This window comes from Algoriphagus marincola DSM 16067, assembly GCF_000429405.1.
Taxonomy (GTDB): domain Bacteria; phylum Bacteroidota; class Bacteroidia; order Cytophagales; family Cyclobacteriaceae; genus Algoriphagus; species Algoriphagus marincola.
In genome coordinates, this window is record NZ_AUBU01000001.1 from 167,350 (window position 1) to 187,693 (window position 20,344).

Genomic DNA, 20,344 nt, shown 5'->3' on the forward strand with positions numbered 1-20,344 from the left:
CTCGAAAATGCACATTTGTTTTTTATCCCAAGAGTTTCCTCGAAAAGGAGCTTCTCACGGGGGAATAGGCACCTTTTTAGCAACTTTCACTCGATCCCTCATCAACCGCGGTCATCAAGTTACCGTGGTCGGGGTAACAGGGAGCAAGTTTGAAGATCAGGTGATGGATGGAGTTCGTGTTGTGAATTTTCCGGGTAGCAAAGCTCAGTTGATTGCTTGGTGGAGAAATTACCAGCGCGTGGATGATTTTTTGACTACACTTCACAAAGAGAATCCCATTGATATTGTAGAAGGCTCAGAGCTAACCTTGGCATTTTTGAACAAAAAAAAGGGGATAAAATATGTGATCAGATTGCATGGTGGACATCATTTTTTCGCAGAAGGAGAAAAGAGAAAAGTTAACAAGTGGAAGGCTTATCAGGAGAAAAAATCTTTTTCAAAAGCTGATGCTTTTATCGCTGTTTCCAATTATGTAAAAACGCATACAGAAAAATTTCTTTCATACCACTCTAGGCCGATCGAGGTGATCAATTACCCAATAAACCTAGATAAATTCTATCCTTCTAATCCAAAAAAAGTCAAACCATTTAGATTGGTTTTTGCAGGTACAGTCTGTGAAAAAAAGGGTATAAGGCAGTTGATGCAGGCTATCCCATCCATTGCTTCAGATTTTCCTGATGTTCATTTGGAAGTGGTTGGTAGGGATTGGCTGTTCCCAAACGGCAAATCTTATATAGAGTTTTTGAAGGAAACGATGCCAAAAGTAGCCTTGCAAAAAACGACTTTCCATGGACCTGTGGCTCATGATGAGCTGCCCGGCCACTATGAACAAGCAGCAATCTGTATATTCCCCTCTCACATGGAAACGCAGGGTTTGGTCGCTCCGGAGGCTATGTCGATGGAGAAAGTAGTTGTTTTTTCTAAAACAGGTCCAGGTCCTGAGACAATCAGTCATGGAGTAGATGGCTGGCTATGTGACCCTCATTCTCCTGAGGATATTGCGAATACCGTGAAGGAGGCATTCAGCAAGGTGGATGAATTCGAAAAAATTGGTAAAGCAGCTAGAAAAAAAGTGATCTCCAAATTCGAAACCGAAATGGTCACCGATAAAAACCTTGCTTTTTACCAAAAGCTGATAGCCAAAAAATGAGGTTTTTGGTCGTAGGCCATGTAGTTCATAAGTATCAAAATGGTTCATACTATGCCTATGGACCCTATGTCAGGGAAATGAATCTCTGGTTTAAGTATGTGGACAAGGTTATTATAGTGGCACCTTTGAACAAGGAGATCGATCCAGACCCGATCGATTTACCCTATAAGCACGATCAGGTAGTGTTTTTCCCAGTCCCTGAATTTTCTACCCAGTCTGTAAAAAATATTTTATCTACGCTTCTTCACTTACCCGGAATTTTCTGGACTGTAATAACTGCCATGCGGTCGGCAGACCATATTCATTTACGTTGCCCGGGAAACATGGGCTTAATTGGGGCCTTGGCACAAGTTTTCTTTAGGAATAAAAATAAAACAGCTAAGTACGCTGGCAATTGGGATAGGAGCAGTAATCAACCATTTAGCTACAGGTTGCAGCAAAAAATTATATCTAGTCCATTTTTAGCTCCAAAAATGAAAGTATTGGTTTACGGTGAGTGGCCAAACGAAACCGAAAATATTGTCCCGTTCTTCACAGCTACCTATTCAGAAAGAGATATTGTTCCCTTATCCAATAAAGAAATAAACCTGAACAAGGAAATAAACCTCATTTATGTTGGCGGCTTATATGATGGAAAGCAACCCCTAATTTCGGCAAAGGTGTTGTTGCAGCTAATCAAAATAGGTTACTCTGTAAAGCTCGATTATTTTGGAGAGGGTCCTGAGAGAAAATCAATTGAAGAATTTCGAGATGGTAATGGTCTAGAGAATTCACTTTTCCTACACGGAAATGTCAAGGCAGATCAGGTGAAAAAAGCTTTTCAAGAGGCTCATTTTCTTATTTTCATTTCGAAAAGTGAAGGATGGCCCAAAGTTGTGGCCGAATCTATGTTTTGGGGATGCTTGCCCGTAACCACTCCTGTTTCCTGCGTACCTCAAATGCTTGATTTTGGAAATCGGGGGGAGTTGGTAGAGGGTCACGTAGAAGAGATTGCTGAGCGTGTCGAACACTTGATACTGGCCCCTGACTTATATTTTCAAAAATCCCAAAAGGCAGCGGCTTGGAGTAGGTTTTACACCTTGGAGCGGTTTGAATCCGAAATAAGATCTTTGATTTACCCAGAGAGTTTAGCGGGATGAGAATTTTGCAATTGATAGATACTTTGGATCCCGGAGGAGCAGAGCGGATGGCTGTGAATATGGCGAATACATTCCATGAGATGCAAATCCCCAATTGTCTGGTTGTCAGTAGATCTCAAGGCCAACTAGGCTCCCTAATCATAGATCAAAATTCGGTTTCCATTCTGGGGAAGAGAAATACACTTGATTTAAAAGCCTTTTGGAATTTACTGGCTATTGTACATAAGTTTAGGCCAGATATTATTCATGCTCACAGTACCTCTATTTATTGGGCTGTTGGACTCAAGTTTATATTCTCAAAGGCCAAACTCATTTGGCATGATCACTTGGGAATAAGTGAGGATGTCATAAAAAACAATCCCCGTCATGAGCTCAAATGGATGGCGACATGGATAGACTTGGTAATTACTGCAAATGAATCAACTGCTGATTTTTGGGTAGATCAAAAGCTTAAGAGTGCAGACAAAATCCAATACCTAGCAAATTTCCCTTACTTGAAAGTCAAGAAAAAAGTGAAAACTGATGTTTTTACTTTTTTGCATTTGGCTAATTTCAGATCAGAAAAGGGCCAAAAAACCTTGATCTTGGCATCTAAAAGATTGTCCGATACAGGGTTGAAATTCAAGGCTCGGTTAGTAGGGAAAAAAGTCGATATTGACTGGTGGGAAGCCTGTAGTCAAATGATTTCGGAATTAGGGCTGGCAACTCATGTTTTTTTGGAAGAGGCAAGAGCTGATGTGGATCAATTAATGGCAGAAGTAGATGCTGGGCTGGTGGCCTCAGATAGGGAAGGTTTACCTGTTGCTTTGTTGGAGTATGGCCTGGCAGGTCTTCCCGTAATCAGTACTAATGTTGGGCAATGCCCCACGGTACTTGAAAAGGGGAAATACGGTGAGCTTGTGAATCCGGGAGATGCAATTGGCTTGGCCGATGCTATGGAAAAACTGATAGCAAACCCACAAACTGCCAAAGAATCAGGTCAACGATTTCAAACCCACATTAATGAATCCTACGGGGCCTCATTTTTTATTGAAAAATATGCGGATATTTTAGAACGAAATTTCCATCAGAAACTAACTCAAAATTGATAAAGTATCTTATTCAAAATAAGTACCCCATTGTGCTGATAATTATCCATATTTTATTGGGTTTTTCAGCCACACTGACTCCTTATGCGATAATTGCTTGGTTTTATCTAGTTCTTATCACATCAGCTATCCAAGTCCTCAAGGAGAAGGATTCAATCTTTGTTTTGGTTTCTTTGATTTTTTACCTGATTTCATTCGAATTGATTTCTAGGATGGCCAGAACCTCACCTTTTATTCCTTATGAGCTAGGTAAGTATTTGCTTTGCGCTGGTCTTGTATTTGGTTTGCTGCGATATAAGACAATTGGAATCATGGGCTGGATTATGCTATTATCTTTGATTCCTGGTTTTTTTATTGATGTGTCTGGTCAGGTTCAGCAGTCAGATATTATTTTTAATATCCTTGGTCCAATAAATGTGGCATTGGCAATTGCATTCTTCAATAGAAAGCGATTGACCTCTATCCAATTAGGAAAAATTCTCAGACTGATGATTTATCCAATTTTGGGAGTATTAGCCTATACTTTTGTGAAAACTCCTGATTTTGATGAGGTTGAATTTGTCCTAGGTGCCAATGTGGATTTGAGTGGAGGATTTGGTTCAAATCAGGTGTCAACCTTATTCGGACTGGGAACGCTTTTTATATTTATCTTAATGGTAAACAAATGGGAGTTTTCAGGCTACTTTATCCTGGATGCTCTGGTTTTGTTCGCACTTGCTTTTCAGGGCTTACTTACGTTTTCACGAGGAGGTATGCTCGGGGCAGTTTTGGGTATAGTTGTCATCTTATTTTTCCTTAGGTCAGCCCCCTTATTCAAGCGCAAAAAATACCAGCTGCCAAAAATTGGTAAATATGTGCTTCCTGGGATCTTAGTTGCTGTGTTGGCCTATGTTGCCGTTGATCAAATTACTAATGGTTTGCTTAGCCTTAGATATCAGGGTGAGACTATGGGGACTATTCAGGGTTCTAAAGAAAAGTCATTGTATACCATCACTACTGGCCGTCTTGATATTTTTCTGGGTGATCTGAATCTTTGGTTTGAGAACTTTATTTTTGGGGTAGGGGCAGGAGCTTCTAGATTTTTAAGAGAGACGATGACGGGTACGGTAGCCCATGTAGAAGTGAGCCGCTTACTCGCCGAGCATGGCTTATTTGGGCTGATATATTTCTCAGTGCTCTGTATTGCTGGTTTGGTATTACTCAAGTACAATGAAAACCCAATGATCAAAGGAATCCTTTTTGCACTTTATCTGGTGGCTGTCTATACCTCTTTTCATGCTGCAATGCGGACTTTTGTCACACCTGCTCTAATAGGTCTTAGTTTGCTTATGATTAGAGCTCCTAAAAAAGTAGACACTAAAAAGGTCAAGAAAAAAAGAAAAGTACCACAATTAATTTTGGAGTAATCCGATCTTCAGATTTTGAAAAAAAAGTTGCTGGAAAACATAATTCTTCCACTTGGAGATCAGTTGACAGGAGGAAGTTTTATCAAGAAATTAAAATATTGGCGGGAGGTATGTGACCTTTCTCAAAATGAACTGAACAATCTCCAAAAAGAAAAGCTTTCAAAAATTCTGGAATTTGCCAGCTCAAATTCTCCATTTTACAAAGCTTTGGCCATTCCTCATTCTAGCGATCCATATGAATGGCTCGCCAATTTTCCAATCCTGAAAAAGCAGCAGTTTCGAGATCATTTGTCTGAATTTTTGACTACAAATAATCTCGAAGGCCTCACCGCGATTACCTCATCTGGTTCGACAGGCCCACCTTCCAAGATTTATTTCAATAAAGAAGAACTAAGTAGTAATCGTGCACTTCAAATTTTGTGGTGGGAGTGGGCAGGGTATCGATTTGGTAACTCGATCTTGCAAACAGGGGTCAATATGCAACGATCCAAGGAGAAGGCAATCAAGGATAAATTATTGAATACACGATACATATCTGCGATGAGCCATAGCGAAGCAGAGATTTTGAGAGAGCTTCGACTTTTGCAGAAGTCCCCTAGAGATCACTTCGTGGCATATGCTTCTAGCTTATACCTTTTTGCTAAGACTTCCTTGGATCATGGAATTTCAAATATCCAATTCAAATCAATCATTTCTCTCGGTGAAAAACTGTTGCCACATTTTCGAGAAGCTATTGAGAGAGCATTCTCATGTCAAGTCTTCGATACCTATGGTGCCTCTGAGGGCTTTTTGATAGCAGGGCAGTGCTCTGAAGGGACCTACCATATCTATAGTCCGCATTTGATAGTAGAGATACTCGACGATCAAGATCAAGAAGTCAATCCAGGGGAAAGTGGAAGGGTGGTCTTGACGGGACTTGATAATTTTACTACTCCGCTCATTCGCTATGAAGTAGGCGATATGGCTGTGAAATCGAAGATTCAAAAGTGTAGCTGCGGTATGGGCCTACCCATCTTGGGGGAAGTAATTGGTCGACAAACGGAGTTTCTGATCACACCAAAAGGAAAGTACATTACGGTACAAAATGTAGTCCGTATTATGAAGCACTTTCCTGAGATAGGTCAATTTAAGCTAGTCCAAGAAGTAGCTGACCGTATTAGGCTGATATATACGACTGATAAAAATATCCACGAAATCGATCATTCAAAGATTCTCGGCATGTTTGAAGAGATATTTGAAGAGCCGATAGAGATGGAGTTTAAATGCGTTGAATACCTACCAAAAGCCAAAACAGGGAAGTTTCAGTTGATTGAAAATAACCTAGGATCTACCTGATGAAGATTCTAAAAAAAATAAAACCTCACAAAGTAGATTTACTTGTTTTTGGATTGGAAAAGGGGGATTCAAATTATTCTCCTACGGTTAAGGAGTTAGAATTCCAACTTTCTTTTGATTCTAAAAACCATTCCTATAAGATAAAGGAACACGGGGAGATTATTCATCGTAGCAATATCTATTTCAATAGTCATTTGCTACGTGCATTTGATTTTGATCAGCCCATGATCACCATAGGCGACTGTGTGACCATTGATGCGTATAAAGGGCAAGGGATTTATCCTTGGGTAATCACGGAAATAGTAAAAGAGCATCTTCTCAAGTCACATATTTATATGCTTGTAAGTCCTCAGAATATTCCTTCGATCAAGGGAATTCAAAAGGCCGGACTTAGAAAATTGGCTCGCATTAGATGTTTAAAAATTGGACCTGTATATTTGGGTAAAAAATTAGAACTTTTTGATTGAATCAGTTTCCATTCATTTGGCAGAAGTCCATAGAGAACTTGTCTCTGAGGATTATTTGAAATTCGAAACTCAACAGGAGGGACCTTTTTCTACTTGCCAAATTGAGTTTAAGAAAAACTGTCAAGTAGCAGTTTTACGAGTAGACTTCAAGCTTTCTGAGAAGCCACTTTTCTTTAGGAGTTCGGCCTATCAATGGATATCTCCCGAGGATGTAGATGCGACCGCCAATTACCATTCTCCCAAATTGATGAAATTTGCGAATGACTTTTATTTATTGGGAACAACTACCCTGGGAGCTTGGAAATGGAATAAAAAGAATAATTCACTGAACTGGTACTTAATTCATCCAGATTTAAACCCTGTTTTTAGGTATAATGAAGATGATTACCGAGTTTGGAAAAAGCAATTTGAAGTAATCGCAGGCAAAAAATTTTCTTTAGGCGTTTTTTATGGGCCAGGGCCAGTGCCTGAGTTTGCAAGAACCCCACTAGGCTTTGCTCCTACGATTTGCTTTACAGATCATTGTGATTATGACACGCTAGACCTACTTCAGGCACAACGTGAGCTGTTTAAAAAGAATCATATTCGAACCACTAAAGGGGTCTTTCTACATACTTATTCCCATAAAGGTGAATATGCAGCCTTAGATCAAAAGCCAGTACTCGAAGAAATAAAGAAATGGGAGAAAGATGGTCATGAAATTGCTTACCATGCCTTTAGTAGATCATTTCGAAAAGAGAGCTGGAAACAGTATCAAGAATTTGAAACACCAAGCGGTTTGAAAACTATTCAAACCTATATTGATCATGGATTTCATCAATACAACTTTTCCAAGCAATCTTTTTCTTCCCAGAAAGAATGGCTCCAGCATATGCAAATAAAAGGCGTCAGATATTTTTGGAACTATGTGGATGGTATGGAGGCAAACTCAAGATCTCACAATCAACTAATGCCTAGTCATTCATCAATTAGCGCGATATTCCAAGAAAAGAGTACTACCAAACGTGCTGGATTAGATTACGATAAAAGCAGAAATAAAAAAACATGGCTCGCTTATGGTACGAACGATACACTCGATAAGAGGGTCAAAGTACTGAATGCTAGTTTTGCAGAATTTAGGAAGGGTGAAAAAGGTCTTTTTCCATTTGCATTTAGTCTATTTAAAACCCTATCCGCTGCCGCTTCATTAAGATTAATTGAGAAAAATCTTTTCCGCCCGGATAAATCCTTTTTCTTCTCAAGGTTTTCTCCTGCTTTTTTCCCCGTTTTTTTTGGGCAAAATGAGGATTTGATGGCCTTTCAGAGCTTTTCATTAAAAGACTTTCGGGCTGTTTTTTGCGAAAAATCCTTACAAGACCTAGAGGCTGAATCAGGTGTCTTGGTGGCTCATACTTACTTTGCCTATTTGGGATCCAATCACCCGGGAAGAATTTTTAAAGATGAATTTGGTCAGATTCAAGAAGAAGTGGCCTCTTCTTTTGAACGATTAGGGAATAGAATAAAAGAGAGCAGTATATGGAACCCTACTCTTTCTGAATTAGGCGACTTCCATAGAAAACTGATGGAGTCAAATTACACCTGGAAGAATGGACAATTGAATACCGAAAATTTCCCTGGCACTGTACGCTGGATAAAGTAATCTAAATTGAAAATTCTCTATTTCTATCAATATTATGCAACTCCTAAGGGCTCTTGGGGAACGCGTGTTCATGAATTTGCCCAAGAGTGGGTTAAGAAAGGGCATGAGGTACAGGTGGTGACAAGTATTTACTCCAAGTCTGACCTTACAGCCACTAAATTTATTGAGCATCAGAATTTTGAGGGTGTGGATGTGACTGTCATCAATGTACGAATCGATAATAAGCAGCCATTTTTAAAAAGGGTCTTTACTTTTTTGACTTATGCAATTATGTCGATTTGGTATGCACTTACGGCGCCAGCAGATGTTGTGATTGCATCCTCAGGGCCGATTACAGTAGGACTACCTGGATTGGTAGCCAGATATTTTAGAGGAAAAAAACTGATATTTGAAGCTCGAGACCTGTGGCCTGAAGGGGCTATTGAATTGGGCTTGCTAAAAAACCGGATCGCGAAAAAACTGGCATACGCTCTTGAGGCTAGATGCTATAAAGCATCCTCTCTGGTAGTGGCATTGTCAATCGGGATGCGTGAAAATATTGAAAAGCGTTTTCCGGGAGTACGTGTCATAGATGTTACCAATGCCGCCAATATTCCTCTTTTTTCAAAGACTGCTCCATTCGAAAACCGCTCAATCCTTGATGCAAAGAAGTATGCTATATACACAGGCAATATTGGCCCAGTCAATAATTCCTTATGGCTTTTGGAGGCCGCTAAGATCTTACAAAAGAAGGGAAGAACAGATTTAAAAATTCTCATGATAGGAGAAGGGCAGCAGCGGGAATATATTGAAAGAGAGATATCCGAACATCAACTAGAGACACTACTTTTATGGGGTTTGATGCCCAAAGAAAAGTTGGTTGGATTGATTCAAAATGCTATGGTCTCACTCGTTCCCCTGAGGGGCACACCCGTCTTGGATACCTCTTCCCCAAACAAATTTTTTGAATCATTGGCCGCTGGTGTTCCAGTAATACAAAATACATCAGGCTGGATGAAAGATTTTCTGATAGAGCATAATCTTGGCTTTACACTGGACCCTAATGATCCGGTACAATTGGCCAATAAACTCATAGAATTGGATGCAAAGCAAGGTCAGCTATCCGAAATGGGACAAAGAGCAATGATTTTAGCTGCAAAAGAATTTGATAAGGATTTCCTTGCTTCGAAGATGTTGGACGAAATCCAAAACTCAATTCAATGAAAGTTTTGCTGACTGGCGGAAGTGGATTTTTGGGAGGTATCTTAACCGATACCCTTCAAAAAGATCATGAGTTGTTTTCTCTGGGGAGATCATCTTCTAATACGATTAGTTGTGATCTGAGCAAAGAAATTCCGGAAATTCCGGAAATAGATATGATCATTCATTCTGCTGGTAAAGCACATGTCATACCCAAAAGTCCAGAAGAAGAACAAGAATTTTTTAGCGTTAACTCTATCGGAACTTCAAATTTGCTAAAAGGGATTAAAAAACTCCCCAAGCTTATGGTTTTGATAAGTACCGTCGCAGTATATGGACTAGATGAAGGGGTAAATATCGATGAAAATCAAGCTCTGAATGGGACTACTCCCTATGCTAAAAGTAAAATTCAAGCAGAAGAAATCTGGAAGTCTTGGGCTTTGTCCAATAATGTCGACTTTTTGATTTTACGCCTACCTTTGATTGCTGGTCCAAATCCACCCGGCAACCTCGGAGCTATGATCAAAGCAATAGAAAAGGGATATTATTTTAGAATGGGAGACGGACAGGCTAAAAAGTCTGTTGTTCTGGCAGGGGACATCGCAGAGCATCTTCCTAAGTGGATAGGACATAGTGGTGTTTATAATCTCACAGATGGTATTCATCCGAGCCTAAAGGATTTGGATAGTTATTTATCTCTCAAATATGGGAAGAAAGTACGTTCTATTTCAGAAGGTCTTCTTGGGCTCATTTCAAAAATAGGAGATGTTATCAGTGTGTTCCCTTTCAATTCTTACCGTCACTCAAAATTAAAGTCCACATTAACATTCTCGGATTTGAAAGCTCGGAGAGAGTTAGCTTGGAGTCCTAAGCCTGTAATTGGAAATTTCTAAAAAATGAGAATACTGTTTTTGGGTGAGACCTACCGGGCAGATGCTATTACCTGGATAAAAGGAATCGAAAAGGAGTCAGGTCTAAGCATCGAAACCAAGGAGCTTTTCAATAATCAGTCTAGGGCCAAGCGAATTTTGGAGGCTTTTAGATTTTTTTGGAGCTTGATTTTTTCTTCAGAAAGATATGATTTGGTCCTGGCGGAAAGATCAACTAGCTATGGTTTTTTCAGTTTGGCAGTGAAAGCCAAAGTAAGAGTGGTTGCCCAACAGGGAATCTCCGATATTTGGTCCACCAATGCTTTAGGAAGATGGATTAAATCCATTCTTCAGAGAATTGTTTATCGAAATGTGGATTTAATCCATGCTTGGGGCTATGTTATGACCTATGCCATGCTTCAATCCGGAGCTCCTCCACATCGAATATTGGTTCGACCCAAGGGACTAGATTTGTCTCTTTTTACTTTTTCAAAAAAAGCCATCAATGAAAAGCGATTTACTTTAATTGTTACGAGAAGTCTTTTTCCCATCTACAACCATGATAAAATTCTAGAAGCTTTAGCAATTATACGTGAGAAGGGCTATGATTTTGAGTGCATTATGATTGGTGATGGAGTGGAAAGTGAGCGTTTGATTGAAATGACTTCTCACTTGAATTTAGACAACAACATCAAATGGCTTGGTAGAATTGATAATGATGATCTGCCCGAATACCTAAGCCAAGCTGACATCTATCTTGCCTTTCCTGACTCTGAAGGGGTGTCAGCCTCATTATTTGAGGCGATGGCCTGTGGAGCATTTCCTATTGTGACAGATTTGCCTGCCAACCGGGCTTTTATTGCTCATGGTCAAAACGGCCTGCTTGCTGCCCAAGGAGATGTACAGGACCTAGTCAATAAAATCGAGCGATTTATGACCAATCCATCAAGGTATAGGAAGGGCGTTGTTGCAAACCGAAAATATATTGATGAATACTGCAACAGAGATCAAAATATGAGACATTTTTTTGAAGTTTATTCTACGCTAGTAAAGGAAAAATCACAATGTGCGGAATAGCAGGTTTTTGGAATAAAAGTGGGCAGCCAGCCTCCTATCAAAAATTGAAGGAGATGACTGATGAATTGTACCATCGTGGGCCAGACGCAGCAGGTTATGAGGTATTAGATGATGTAGGTTTAGGACACCGAAGACTTTCAATTTTGGATTTGAGCGAGCATGCCAATCAGCCTTTCCAATCTTCTTGTGGGCGCTTCCATCTGATTTTCAATGGGGAGATTTTTAATTTCAAGGAGTTTTATCCAGAGCTGAAGCATAAAGGATACACCTTTAATACCACGTCTGATACTGAAGTACTGCTTTATTTATTGATGGAATATGGGCTAGAAGTCTTGCCCAGATTAAATGGTTTTTTCGCGTTTGCTTTTTGGGACCAATCTCAGCGAAAGTTAGTCTTGGTGCAGGATAGGTTTGGCGTAAAGCCTCTATTTTGGACAGAAAATGATGACTATTTGGCTTTTGCATCCGAACCAAAAGCTCTTTTCAAACATGGACTTCAAAAAGAAATCGCTGAGGAATATCTGGATGAGCAGTTCTTTTATAGACATGTCAGTGGAGAGAACACCATTTTTAAGGGAGCCCGTCGCTTTCTTCCGGGGCATTATCAGGTATGGAAGAATGGAGTTGATCTTCAGTCTTACACTGCTTGGTTCAATCTTGGTGAAGCAGCATTGGCACATCCCAAAATCCAAAATCCACTGGAATGGTATAAGGAAACCTTCGTTGATTCTGTCAAATTGCGGATGATTTCAGACGTTCCGGTGGGCACCATGCTGAGTGGAGGCTTGGACAGTAGTAGCATCTTGTATGCCCAATCGAAATTAGGCTTTTCTAATTTAAGTAGCTGGAATCTTCGATTCAAAGGCTTTGAAAAGGATGAATCAGATCTTGCAGAGTCCCTTAGTAAGGAGCTGAATTCAGCCTATCACGGGTTTGATATCCTCGGTTCAAATTTGGTGAATCTGCTCAATGAAAGTATTCTGATAAACGATGAACCATTAATGCATTATACGGACGGCTTACTCTTGGGGCTTTCTAAGGAGGCAAAGAAAAATGTGACCGTTCTACTTACCGGAGAAGGAGCTGATGAAGTGCTTGGTGGATATGTAAGACAAAAGGTTATGGGGAAAAACTTTATGTATCAGCTTTTAAATTTCCTAAAATATGTTCCCGAAAATTGGGTGAAGAACTCACGATTAAAAAAGCTGGCTCATTATCTAGAATTTAGAAATCCAGATTTCCATATTCTCACCAATTCCAATGAATTGTTCCTGCATGATTTAAAACGATTGGGTTTAAATTCATTGAATATTTTACCTCAATATAGAATCCAGAAACTAGAGGAAGCCAAGAAGTATTTTCCAAAATCAAAGCTTCGGCAGCTTCTTTACTTGGATCAGCAAATTCATCTTGGGACTTTAAATGATAAAAATGACCGTACGACCATGGGAGCGTCCATCGAATGTAGGGAGCCGTTTTTAGACTATCGCTTAGTCACAGGCGTCAATAGCCTCCCTGATGATTGTTTTTCAACCAGTGGAAAAGGCAAGTGGCTTTCTATGAATACTATCGGTAAAGAATTACCAGATTACATAAGAAATCACGAAAAAATAGGTTTGGCTATTCCGTGGAATAAATATTTTCTTGAAATTCCAGAACTCAGGGACCACTTAGAAAATATGAACAAAAGTCCCCTGTTTGAAATCGGACTCTTTAATTACCTTGATATTTCAAAAATTGTAGAAGATTTTAAAGTGAATCCAGTTCAAAACTATTCTTATGTAAGGTCTCTATTTTTCAATAGTTACTGGTACCAAGTTCAGTTCAACTCATAATGATACTCTCGTACTTATCCGTATTTCTATTTTTTCTGTTGATCGCCTTAGTCTATTACCGTTTAGCCTTAAGGTTTGATATAGTAGATCGTCCCAATTCCAGATCTTCTCATACTAAAGTGACCGTACGTGGGGGAGGGATCCTTATTCCCGTTGCTGCGCTTTTGTGGTGGATGGCCTACGATTTTCAGAATACCTGGATGATTTTGGGCATGATGTGGATTGCTGCGATCAGCATGCTTGATGATATGTTTGATATCTCAAGGCTTCTTAGATTCGGAATACAGTTTTTAGCCTTATCCTTTGCTTTTTGGGATCTCAACCTTTTTTCCCAAATTGATTGGTACCTTCTTCCAGTTTTCTACTTCTTTGGTTTGGGGGTTATCAATGCCATCAATTTTATGGATGGTATCAATGGAATAACAGGATTGTACTCCTTGGTCTTTTTCGGTAGTCTTTTGGCTGTAAATGAATACTTACCAATTTTTCCTGAACAGCTATTGTCATATCAAATTCTAGCTCTTTTAGTCTTTTTCATTTTTAATTTGAGGAAAAGAGCCCTGATGTTTGCAGGTGATATCGGTAGCATTTCGCTTGCATATTTGATGATATACCTGCTTACCAAATGGTACCTGGTAGATCATAATCCGATCATTGTTTTGTTCTTACTGGTATATGGAATTGATATTTTCTTTACCATTTTCAGGAGATTGATCAAAGGAGAAAAAGTCACAGAACCGCATAGAACCCACCTGTACCAGTACTTGGTCAATCAGGTAAAAATCGATCATGTAATTATAGCACTTGTTTATGCTATACTGCAGTTGCTTATTAATTTTGGACTATTTATTTATAATGGAGAGTATCCAAATCTCACTATTGCCTGGGCAATAATGATTGCACTCTCACTCATTTATCTTGCCCTGAAGAAAAGAATACGGGAAAAATATCACCTGAACTAATCATGACTATTTTAATTCATAACATTCCCAATTTTTATTCTTCCTACTATTTACTGAGCCTATCCAAACTCTTTGATTTGAAATTTCAATCAAACTCTGAATTCTCAAAATTCAACAACCGAGGATTTATCATTTTTTCACTGGAAGGAAGACTGGCAGTCATCGATAATCATGACCCGGTAGGAGTGAATGATGAGCTTTACAAAAAATGCCATCTATACTTTGCTACCAATAAATTGCTTGACAATCCAAGCTATCAACAGGAAAAGGTAAGACCTTTATTTCCTCATTATCCGGTCAATATCTTACCATTATATCTGAAGACTTTTCATTTCCATTTATTGACGAAATTAAAGCCTAAAGACTTTGCAAGAGAAGTCTATGTTCTGAGGAAAAGACCTGATTATAAAAACCTGGAGGATAATTATCACTTCCATCCTTATGTGTTTTTTTCAGGAAGTACATGGAAAAAGGAGACTTGGGCCAATCAAATTAGAGCCGAATTTATCCGGGCATGCAAAAAGCATCCAAAGATTGAATTTGAAGGAGGTTTTATTCCCCGCTCAGATGGTAATAACTTTGGATATGACGAAGAGCTGAACACCAAGACCTACTCTCCAAAGCTTTTTTCAGAGCTTAGTGCCAAATCCCTCATATCATTAAACAATCCTGCTGTTTTGGGAGCGGTTAGTTGGAGACTGGCAGAATATTGGAATGCAAGTTCATTTGTTCTTTCATTTCCTTTTGCCATCGATCTTCCTATTTACCCTGAGGAGGGAAAGGAAATCGCATACCTACATTCTTCGGAGGAATTTGACTCTAAATTAGATGAGATAATCAACGATCCGAGCTACCACGAGAAAATATCTAGAGGAGGGAAGGCTTTTTTTGAAAAATATTGTACTCCTGAGGCCCAAGCTGCCTATCTCAAAAAAGAAGTACTCGACTAATCAACCAAATCACAAAGAAAAAATGCCCGGAGAAACCCCGGGCATTTTTTATTGGCTTAGCCTGATTAAAACTTAACACTGACATAAAAGTCGGAATAAAAACAAAGCAAAAACATCCCCTAAAATGGGTATTTTTTGCCTATAAGAAGTTTTTAAATCAAGTGAATTATAGTTTAATAGCCCTGTTCACTCGAATTAGCCCTCAAATTTTAAATTGATCTTTAGCTAATATTTTTCCTTGAAGGCCCGAAAAATCAGGAACTCAAGGTTTGGTTTGTCATTAATTCAACCATTCATCCGAATTTTGCAATAATTGACAAAGTATCAATTGGATTTGGCTCGCCCTTTGTCCTAATCTTCACTGATTTTATTTAATTTGGCAGAATCTTTAGAACCCCTCAAAAAGCAAACAACTAAATTTAATTCAAAAATGAGAGAAAAGTTAATCACCTTGACTTTCAAGCGAGCACTCCTCATCGTGGGAGTTTCTATCATCGCCCTTGGGGCTTGTAAGTCCAAAAAGAAAGCTGTTCAACCTGAGCCTGAACCAGCACCTGTTGAACGTGTTGAAGAGACTCCGCCACCACCTCCTCCAGCTCCATCTGCAGAAGAGGTAGCAGTCGAGAAACTTGAATCTGCTTTTAATACCGTAGCAGGTTCTAGCAGTCCGTCTATGGCTAATCAATCTATCGAACAAACATTGGCCATGTTTTCTAACCAAGATACTCCTGTGCTGATTGTCATCCATGAAGAAAATGGAATCAAAGATTATGATGAACCTACCACCATCAGAAAGTATCTCGAGTACCTGAAGGATACCAAAAAGAATCTGAACTTCATCAGCGATATCCGATTGGATGCCAATGGAAAAGTATCTGAACTTGAATTGAGAAGAAAATAATCACTGCTAGAACTCTAAAAAAATGAAAAATAATATCATCTTATTTCTAGGCTTGTTTTTAATCAGCACAGCGACAGTTTTTGCACAATCGGAGACTATCAGCCCTGCTAGAAAGCAAGCTATTGACTCTCTTGCTCTTGAGAAAGTAAAGGATCTTAGTAAATACATTGCCATTATCGGAAGCAAGGAAACTCAGTTTTCTGAAGCCAACCGCGTAATGGACAGAGCTGAAGAGCTATTCGCACCGGGTGCTGAAATGGGCGTATCCAGTATCAATACCAGCGAAATCGCTTACTACAAGGTCAGAAGATATTTTGAGCGTCTGATGGCTCTCAATTATGACCGTGTAAATATCACTTGGTATGACATTCAGTACATTTCAGACCTTGAGCGTCAGCCTGATGGACGTTATGTAGGGGTAGTGACTATCTTCCAGCGATTCGAAGGTACATCTATCGAGACAGGAATGAACTACAAGGATACGACCAAGAAAGACATCACGATCTATGTAGAGAAAAAACAAACCCAAATCGCGGGTAGAACCATTGAATTTTGGGATGTCATGCTCGGCGATGTACGAGTGACTGAGACTTCCGCATGAGAATTACCCTGATTACCATTGCGATGTTTATCGCAAGCCTTTCGATTGTAGCCGCCCAGGGCATTGGCTCTGGGGGCACAATCAAAGATGATGGTCGATTTGCAGCCTCGACCAAACAACTCAACCAATTTTTCAGAAGATTCAATGCCGAAGAATCTCCCGATGGCAATACCCGCTTTTATACTGGAGACTCTCTTTTTCAAAATAAAGAACTACGCCGCCAGTTTATTCAGCGACTCTTTGATAATGAAACCAGCGGGATCAGTGCTGAACTGAAAAACCAATTTATCAATCAAGTCCTTTCAGACAATTACCCTCAATACCTCAAATTCCACTTAGGGGACTGGTTTTCAGAGGTGAAAGCTCAGTTTATGTTTCAGGGAAAAAGGGAAACAGCAACCCTAATGCTGAAAATTCAACCCCAAGGTCTTGGTTACGAATGGGTAATTGATGCAGTGGATTTTGGGCCTTTTCGCAATCTCTTCGATAAGCCTGTCGGTGATGAGAAGGATTTTCTTCACCCACTTTCCCATGAATTGGGTTTTATGAATCTTCGCAGGGCATTTCAGGATTCAGAGCTACCCGAAGCCTTTACCGAAAGCTCATTTTCACCGGATTATTTGACGATTTTTCTTTATGAAATGAAAAAAGGAAACCTGAAATTTGAAACAGTGAGTAATGTTAAATTTCACTTTTTTCAAATAGATGGCTGGTATTTTGAAGTAGCACAGTTCAATAGACCCGGATTTAACACAGGCTGGTTGATTTCCAGTTTGGTCAAACTCAATACCGGGGACAAAGAAACATTGCAAAAGTATATTTATGGTTCGAATTAGATTTCTTCTACTTTTCTTTTTGATAATCACTTGCTTACCGATCTATGGGCAAGACATAGAAGGGTACAGCAAGGAGGAAATCACCGAGTTTTCTGGAAAAGTGGAGGATCAAATCCGCTTTTTGGAATATTTGCTTAATACCATCGGTTCTTCTGAGACCTCCACACGAGACAAGGATGTCATTATTCGGGAGAGCTATTTGAAAATATTTAGGGACGGAACTGTACAGGTAGAAGATGACCTGGTTCTAGACCGGAAAGTAGTTACCAACAAAGATGTTACCGCATACCTGAAGGATATTGAGTTTTTTTTTCAGGATGTCAACTTCAAGTTTAAAGTAAGGGAGGTAAAGCCCGGTCAAAAAGAAAATGGAGAGGTGTTTTTCGTAGTCTCCATGGACAGAACCATTGAGGCGACCGCCAAAGACGGGAACAAAATTACAGATACCAAACCTCGGTTTGTAGAGGTGAATCTTGAAGAAAACTCCCAAGAGCTTAAAATCGCCAGCATCTACACTACCAAGCTGAGTCGCGATGAAGAACTTTTGGAGTGGTGGGAGATTTTGGACCCTCATTGGAAAGGCTATTTCCTCGATCGATTTGCACTTTCCGCTACTGATTCGATCAGTCTAGACGAGTTGTATAAATTCGTTTCAGAAGACTCTTTGGATATATCAGGTACTGATTCATTACTTGATTTGACTCCGCTTGAGGCGCTTCGCGAACTCAAGTTTATCGATCTTAGTGATACCCGAATTGTGGACTTGGGACCAATCTCCAATGTTACATTTCTGGAGTATTTGGATGTTTCTAATACTCCGGCCTCAGATATTCAATTCATCAAATATTCCGAGCGTCTGAAGCAACTTGATATTTCTGAAACCCAAATAGCGGAAATTGATCCCTTGCTCAACCTAAAATCACTTGAAAGATTGAAAATGTACCGCACGCCTGTGCTGAGTTTTCAAGTGCTAAATGAATTTCAAAACCTTCAATACTTGGACCTGACCGAAAGTGGGTTTAACAATTCAGAAAATATTAAAGACCTGAAGCATCTGAAGGAGCTCAATTTGAGCAAGAATTACCTAATCAATTTTTCTAGCTTAAGTGAATTGGATTCCTTAAAAAGTATTGATCTATCAGAGACAAATATTATTGATTTAAGCCCTCTTAGAAGTCTTGATCTGCTCGAAACCATCAATCTCACCAATACGGAAGTGGCAGATATTTCTGGCTTGAATGCCAAGTCCAATCTTCGTAAAGTTCTCGCGGATGAGACCAATCTCTCGGTCATCGCTGCAGATAATTTTATCAGGGCAAATCCTGACGTTCTGTTGATTCACCATGTTCGGGATCTCGAAAGTTGGTGGACAGCTCTTTCGGAGCCTTGGAAGAATGTGCTTCGAAAAGCTAATCCTCAAATCCGGGGAGAAAACCCGGATGTAGAACTACTGACTTCCACCATTGGTCTAGAGTCTTTGGACCTTGCGGGGATGGAAGTGAAAACACTGAATCCCATCACTCGATTCGTGAAGCTTCGAAAGATTGATTTCTCAGACAATCCAATATCGGACTTGTTGCCGCTGTCTGAAGTTAAGACTCTCAAGGAAGTAAAAGCCGAAAATACAGGTGTACAAGATTTGGCACCGTTGACAAATTTGGACTCCTTGGTACGGCTGGATTTTTCGGGAAGTCCCATTGAAAGTATTCTACCAATTCAAAGCCTTGGAAATCTTACTTACCTGAATGTAAATCAGGCTAAATTCTTGGAGGAGGAAGTCCCGCAATTGCTTCAGATTAAACCCAATTTGACCTTGGTTTACAGAAGTGAAGAATTGGCTACTTGGTGGGAAACACTTCCTGAGACTTGGAGTGAGCAGCTCAGAAGGCAATTCAGCCTTCCGGAAAACCCAAGTACAGAACAACTTCATAACCTGACAGCATTGTCTGCCTTAAGTTTTGAGCGAGTTTCCTTTAGCAACCTATTTCCTTTGAAGGCATTTGTGAATTTGAGAGAGCTTTCCATTTTTGATGCTCCACTCACAGATATCAGTCCTGTTGCTGAACTGAAATTGATGACAAAGCTTCGGCTTTCTCAGGTGCCTGTAACAGATTTCACCCCTGTTTCCTCACTGTTTCAGTTGACGAATTTGGACATCTCCAATACTGGTATCGAGGATCTGACATCTCTATCAAATCTTTCTGAACTTAGAGTATTGAATCTATCCGGGACCAATTTGAGAGTACTTAAAGGTTTGGAACCATTACTTCGTTTGGAAGAACTCGATGTAGCAAGCACCAATCTTCGTTCACTTCGTCCTATTGAAGATTTACCAAACCTTATCAAATTATCCTGCTTCAATACCAGGCTAAGTAGTCGAACAGTGGATCGATTTAGGGAGTCAAATCCAAATTGTGAGGTTAGATACTACTAAAAAAACAAACCCCTTTGCGAGAAGGGGTTTGTTTTTGTCTCTGATTTAATGAGAGTTAAGGGGTAAAAAAGTGTTGAAAAAAATCCCTTATAATTTTCTATAAACAATGATGAGAAAAGCTGCTTAATCACCCTGATTCAAAGGTAAAAATCAAAACCGGAAAAAAAATACCATAAAGTGGGTAATTTTTGGAATGAGAGAAGGATAGTTTTCCACATTTTTGCATATAATCAATTTTTTACATGATTATTTATATTCCAAATTTCCAAACTTCAAAACCCACCACCCTCCTAACCTCCCAACCCCCAAACTTCCCAATTTCCGAATCCCAACCTTCGAACCCCGAACCCCGAACCTCGAACTCTGAACCCCGAACCCCTTAACCTATCAATTCGAAAATTGATCAGTTCCTCAATTCGACATTCCTCATTCCTCATTCCTCATTCAACATTCCTAATTCCTCATTCAACATTCCT

General features: G+C 39.6%; 17 protein-coding genes. All 17 read left to right on the top strand.

The annotated features are described in order from the left end of the window. The first annotated feature begins 7 nt into the window (after positions 1-7). The 17 genes from G457_RS0100740 to G457_RS0100820 all read left to right on the top strand — a co-directional run bounded on the left by G457_RS0100740 (position 8) and on the right by G457_RS0100820 (position 19,868). Positions 8-1,150 (top strand): glycosyltransferase family 4 protein, encoded by a 1,143-nt coding sequence (locus G457_RS0100740; protein WP_026944767.1) that lies wholly within the window; start codon positions 8-10, stop codon positions 1,148-1,150. Then, complete coding sequence (locus G457_RS0100745; protein ID WP_026944768.1) at positions 1,147-2,289, top strand: glycosyltransferase; 1,143 nt, start codon at positions 1,147-1,149, stop codon at positions 2,287-2,289. Before G457_RS0100740 ends, G457_RS0100745 begins: the two co-directional genes overlap by 4 nt. Beyond that, positions 2,286-3,377 carry a glycosyltransferase family 4 protein gene (locus tag G457_RS0100750; RefSeq protein WP_026944769.1) on the top strand — a complete coding sequence of 364 codons (1,092 nt, stop codon included), beginning with the start codon at positions 2,286-2,288 and terminating at the stop codon, positions 3,375-3,377. Before G457_RS0100745 ends, G457_RS0100750 begins: the two co-directional genes overlap by 4 nt. Further along, positions 3,374-4,783 (top strand): O-antigen ligase family protein, encoded by a 1,410-nt coding sequence (locus G457_RS0100755; RefSeq protein ID WP_026944770.1) that lies wholly within the window; start codon positions 3,374-3,376, stop codon positions 4,781-4,783. The genes G457_RS0100750 and G457_RS0100755 overlap by 4 nt, the downstream gene beginning before the upstream one ends. Before the next feature lie 15 nt (positions 4,784-4,798). After that, the gene (locus G457_RS0100760; protein WP_026944771.1) at positions 4,799-6,118 is read left to right on the top strand and encodes a phenylacetate--CoA ligase family protein; all 1,320 of its coding nucleotides are present in this window, start codon (positions 4,799-4,801) and stop codon (positions 6,116-6,118) included. Continuing rightward, positions 6,118-6,585, top strand: a complete 468-nt coding sequence (locus tag G457_RS0100765; protein ID WP_026944772.1) for a hypothetical protein — start codon at positions 6,118-6,120, stop codon at positions 6,583-6,585. The genes G457_RS0100760 and G457_RS0100765 overlap by 1 nt, the downstream gene beginning before the upstream one ends. Next, complete coding sequence (locus G457_RS0100770) at positions 6,578-8,224, top strand: hypothetical protein (protein ID WP_026944773.1); 1,647 nt, start codon at positions 6,578-6,580, stop codon at positions 8,222-8,224. The genes G457_RS0100765 and G457_RS0100770 overlap by 8 nt, the downstream gene beginning before the upstream one ends. 6 nt (positions 8,225-8,230) lie before the next feature. Next, complete coding sequence (locus G457_RS0100775) at positions 8,231-9,427, top strand: glycosyltransferase family 4 protein (RefSeq protein ID WP_026944774.1); 1,197 nt, start codon at positions 8,231-8,233, stop codon at positions 9,425-9,427. Next, a complete protein-coding gene (locus tag G457_RS0100780) occupies positions 9,424-10,296 on the top strand; it encodes an NAD-dependent epimerase/dehydratase family protein (RefSeq protein WP_026944775.1) in 873 nt (290 codons plus the stop codon). The genes G457_RS0100775 and G457_RS0100780 overlap by 4 nt, the downstream gene beginning before the upstream one ends. 3 nt (positions 10,297-10,299) lie before the next feature. Continuing rightward, positions 10,300-11,349, top strand: a complete 1,050-nt coding sequence (locus G457_RS0100785) for a glycosyltransferase family 4 protein (protein WP_026944776.1) — start codon at positions 10,300-10,302, stop codon at positions 11,347-11,349. Further along, complete coding sequence (asnB, locus tag G457_RS0100790) at positions 11,337-13,184, top strand: asparagine synthase (glutamine-hydrolyzing) (protein WP_026944777.1); 1,848 nt, start codon at positions 11,337-11,339, stop codon at positions 13,182-13,184. The genes G457_RS0100785 and asnB overlap by 13 nt, the downstream gene beginning before the upstream one ends. After that, positions 13,184-14,146: an MraY family glycosyltransferase gene (locus G457_RS0100795; RefSeq protein WP_035482900.1), complete on the top strand. Its 963-nt coding sequence runs from the start codon at positions 13,184-13,186 to the stop codon at positions 14,144-14,146. The genes asnB and G457_RS0100795 overlap by 1 nt, the downstream gene beginning before the upstream one ends. A 2-nt stretch (positions 14,147-14,148) precedes the next feature. Then, entirely contained in the window at positions 14,149-15,096 is a 948-nt protein-coding gene (locus G457_RS0100800) for a glycosyltransferase (protein WP_026944779.1), read from the top strand. A gap of 430 nt (positions 15,097-15,526) precedes the next feature. Next, positions 15,527-15,997 (top strand): hypothetical protein, encoded by a 471-nt coding sequence (locus G457_RS0100805; RefSeq protein WP_026944780.1) that lies wholly within the window; start codon positions 15,527-15,529, stop codon positions 15,995-15,997. Positions 15,998-16,019: 22 nt separating this feature from the next. Continuing rightward, positions 16,020-16,598, top strand: coding sequence for a hypothetical protein (locus G457_RS0100810; RefSeq protein ID WP_026944781.1), 579 nt, complete (start codon positions 16,020-16,022; stop codon positions 16,596-16,598). Continuing rightward, entirely contained in the window at positions 16,595-17,434 is an 840-nt protein-coding gene (locus G457_RS0100815) for a hypothetical protein (protein WP_026944782.1), read from the top strand. Before G457_RS0100810 ends, G457_RS0100815 begins: the two co-directional genes overlap by 4 nt. Then, a complete protein-coding gene (locus G457_RS0100820) occupies positions 17,421-19,868 on the top strand; it encodes a leucine-rich repeat domain-containing protein (RefSeq protein ID WP_026944783.1) in 2,448 nt (815 codons plus the stop codon). The genes G457_RS0100815 and G457_RS0100820 overlap by 14 nt, the downstream gene beginning before the upstream one ends. The last annotated feature ends 476 nt before the right edge of the window (positions 19,869-20,344 follow it).

What these genes read in the sequence shown, in the direction of transcription:
- G457_RS0100745 (WP_026944768.1), top strand. Translation starts at nt 1,147, where the DNA reads ATGAGGTTTTTGGTCGTAGGCCATGTAGTTCATAAGTATCAAAATGGT.
- G457_RS0100795 (WP_035482900.1), top strand. Translation starts at nt 13,184, where the DNA reads ATGATACTCTCGTACTTATCCGTATTTCTATTTTTTCTGTTGATCGCC.
- G457_RS0100810 (WP_026944781.1), top strand. Translation starts at nt 16,020, where the DNA reads ATGAAAAATAATATCATCTTATTTCTAGGCTTGTTTTTAATCAGCACA.
- G457_RS0100805 (WP_026944780.1), top strand. Translation starts at nt 15,527, where the DNA reads ATGAGAGAAAAGTTAATCACCTTGACTTTCAAGCGAGCACTCCTCATC.
- G457_RS0100750 (WP_026944769.1), top strand. Translation starts at nt 2,286, where the DNA reads ATGAGAATTTTGCAATTGATAGATACTTTGGATCCCGGAGGAGCAGAG.
- G457_RS0100740 (WP_026944767.1), top strand. Translation starts at nt 8, where the DNA reads ATGCACATTTGTTTTTTATCCCAAGAGTTTCCTCGAAAAGGAGCTTCT.
- G457_RS0100780 (WP_026944775.1), top strand. Translation starts at nt 9,424, where the DNA reads ATGAAAGTTTTGCTGACTGGCGGAAGTGGATTTTTGGGAGGTATCTTA.
- asnB (WP_026944777.1), top strand. Translation starts at nt 11,337, where the DNA reads ATGTGCGGAATAGCAGGTTTTTGGAATAAAAGTGGGCAGCCAGCCTCC.
- G457_RS0100820 (WP_026944783.1), top strand. Translation starts at nt 17,421, where the DNA reads ATGGTTCGAATTAGATTTCTTCTACTTTTCTTTTTGATAATCACTTGC.
- G457_RS0100765 (WP_026944772.1), top strand. Translation starts at nt 6,118, where the DNA reads ATGAAGATTCTAAAAAAAATAAAACCTCACAAAGTAGATTTACTTGTT.
- G457_RS0100815 (WP_026944782.1), top strand. Translation starts at nt 16,595, where the DNA reads ATGAGAATTACCCTGATTACCATTGCGATGTTTATCGCAAGCCTTTCG.
- G457_RS0100785 (WP_026944776.1), top strand. Translation starts at nt 10,300, where the DNA reads ATGAGAATACTGTTTTTGGGTGAGACCTACCGGGCAGATGCTATTACC.
- G457_RS0100800 (WP_026944779.1), top strand. Translation starts at nt 14,149, where the DNA reads ATGACTATTTTAATTCATAACATTCCCAATTTTTATTCTTCCTACTAT.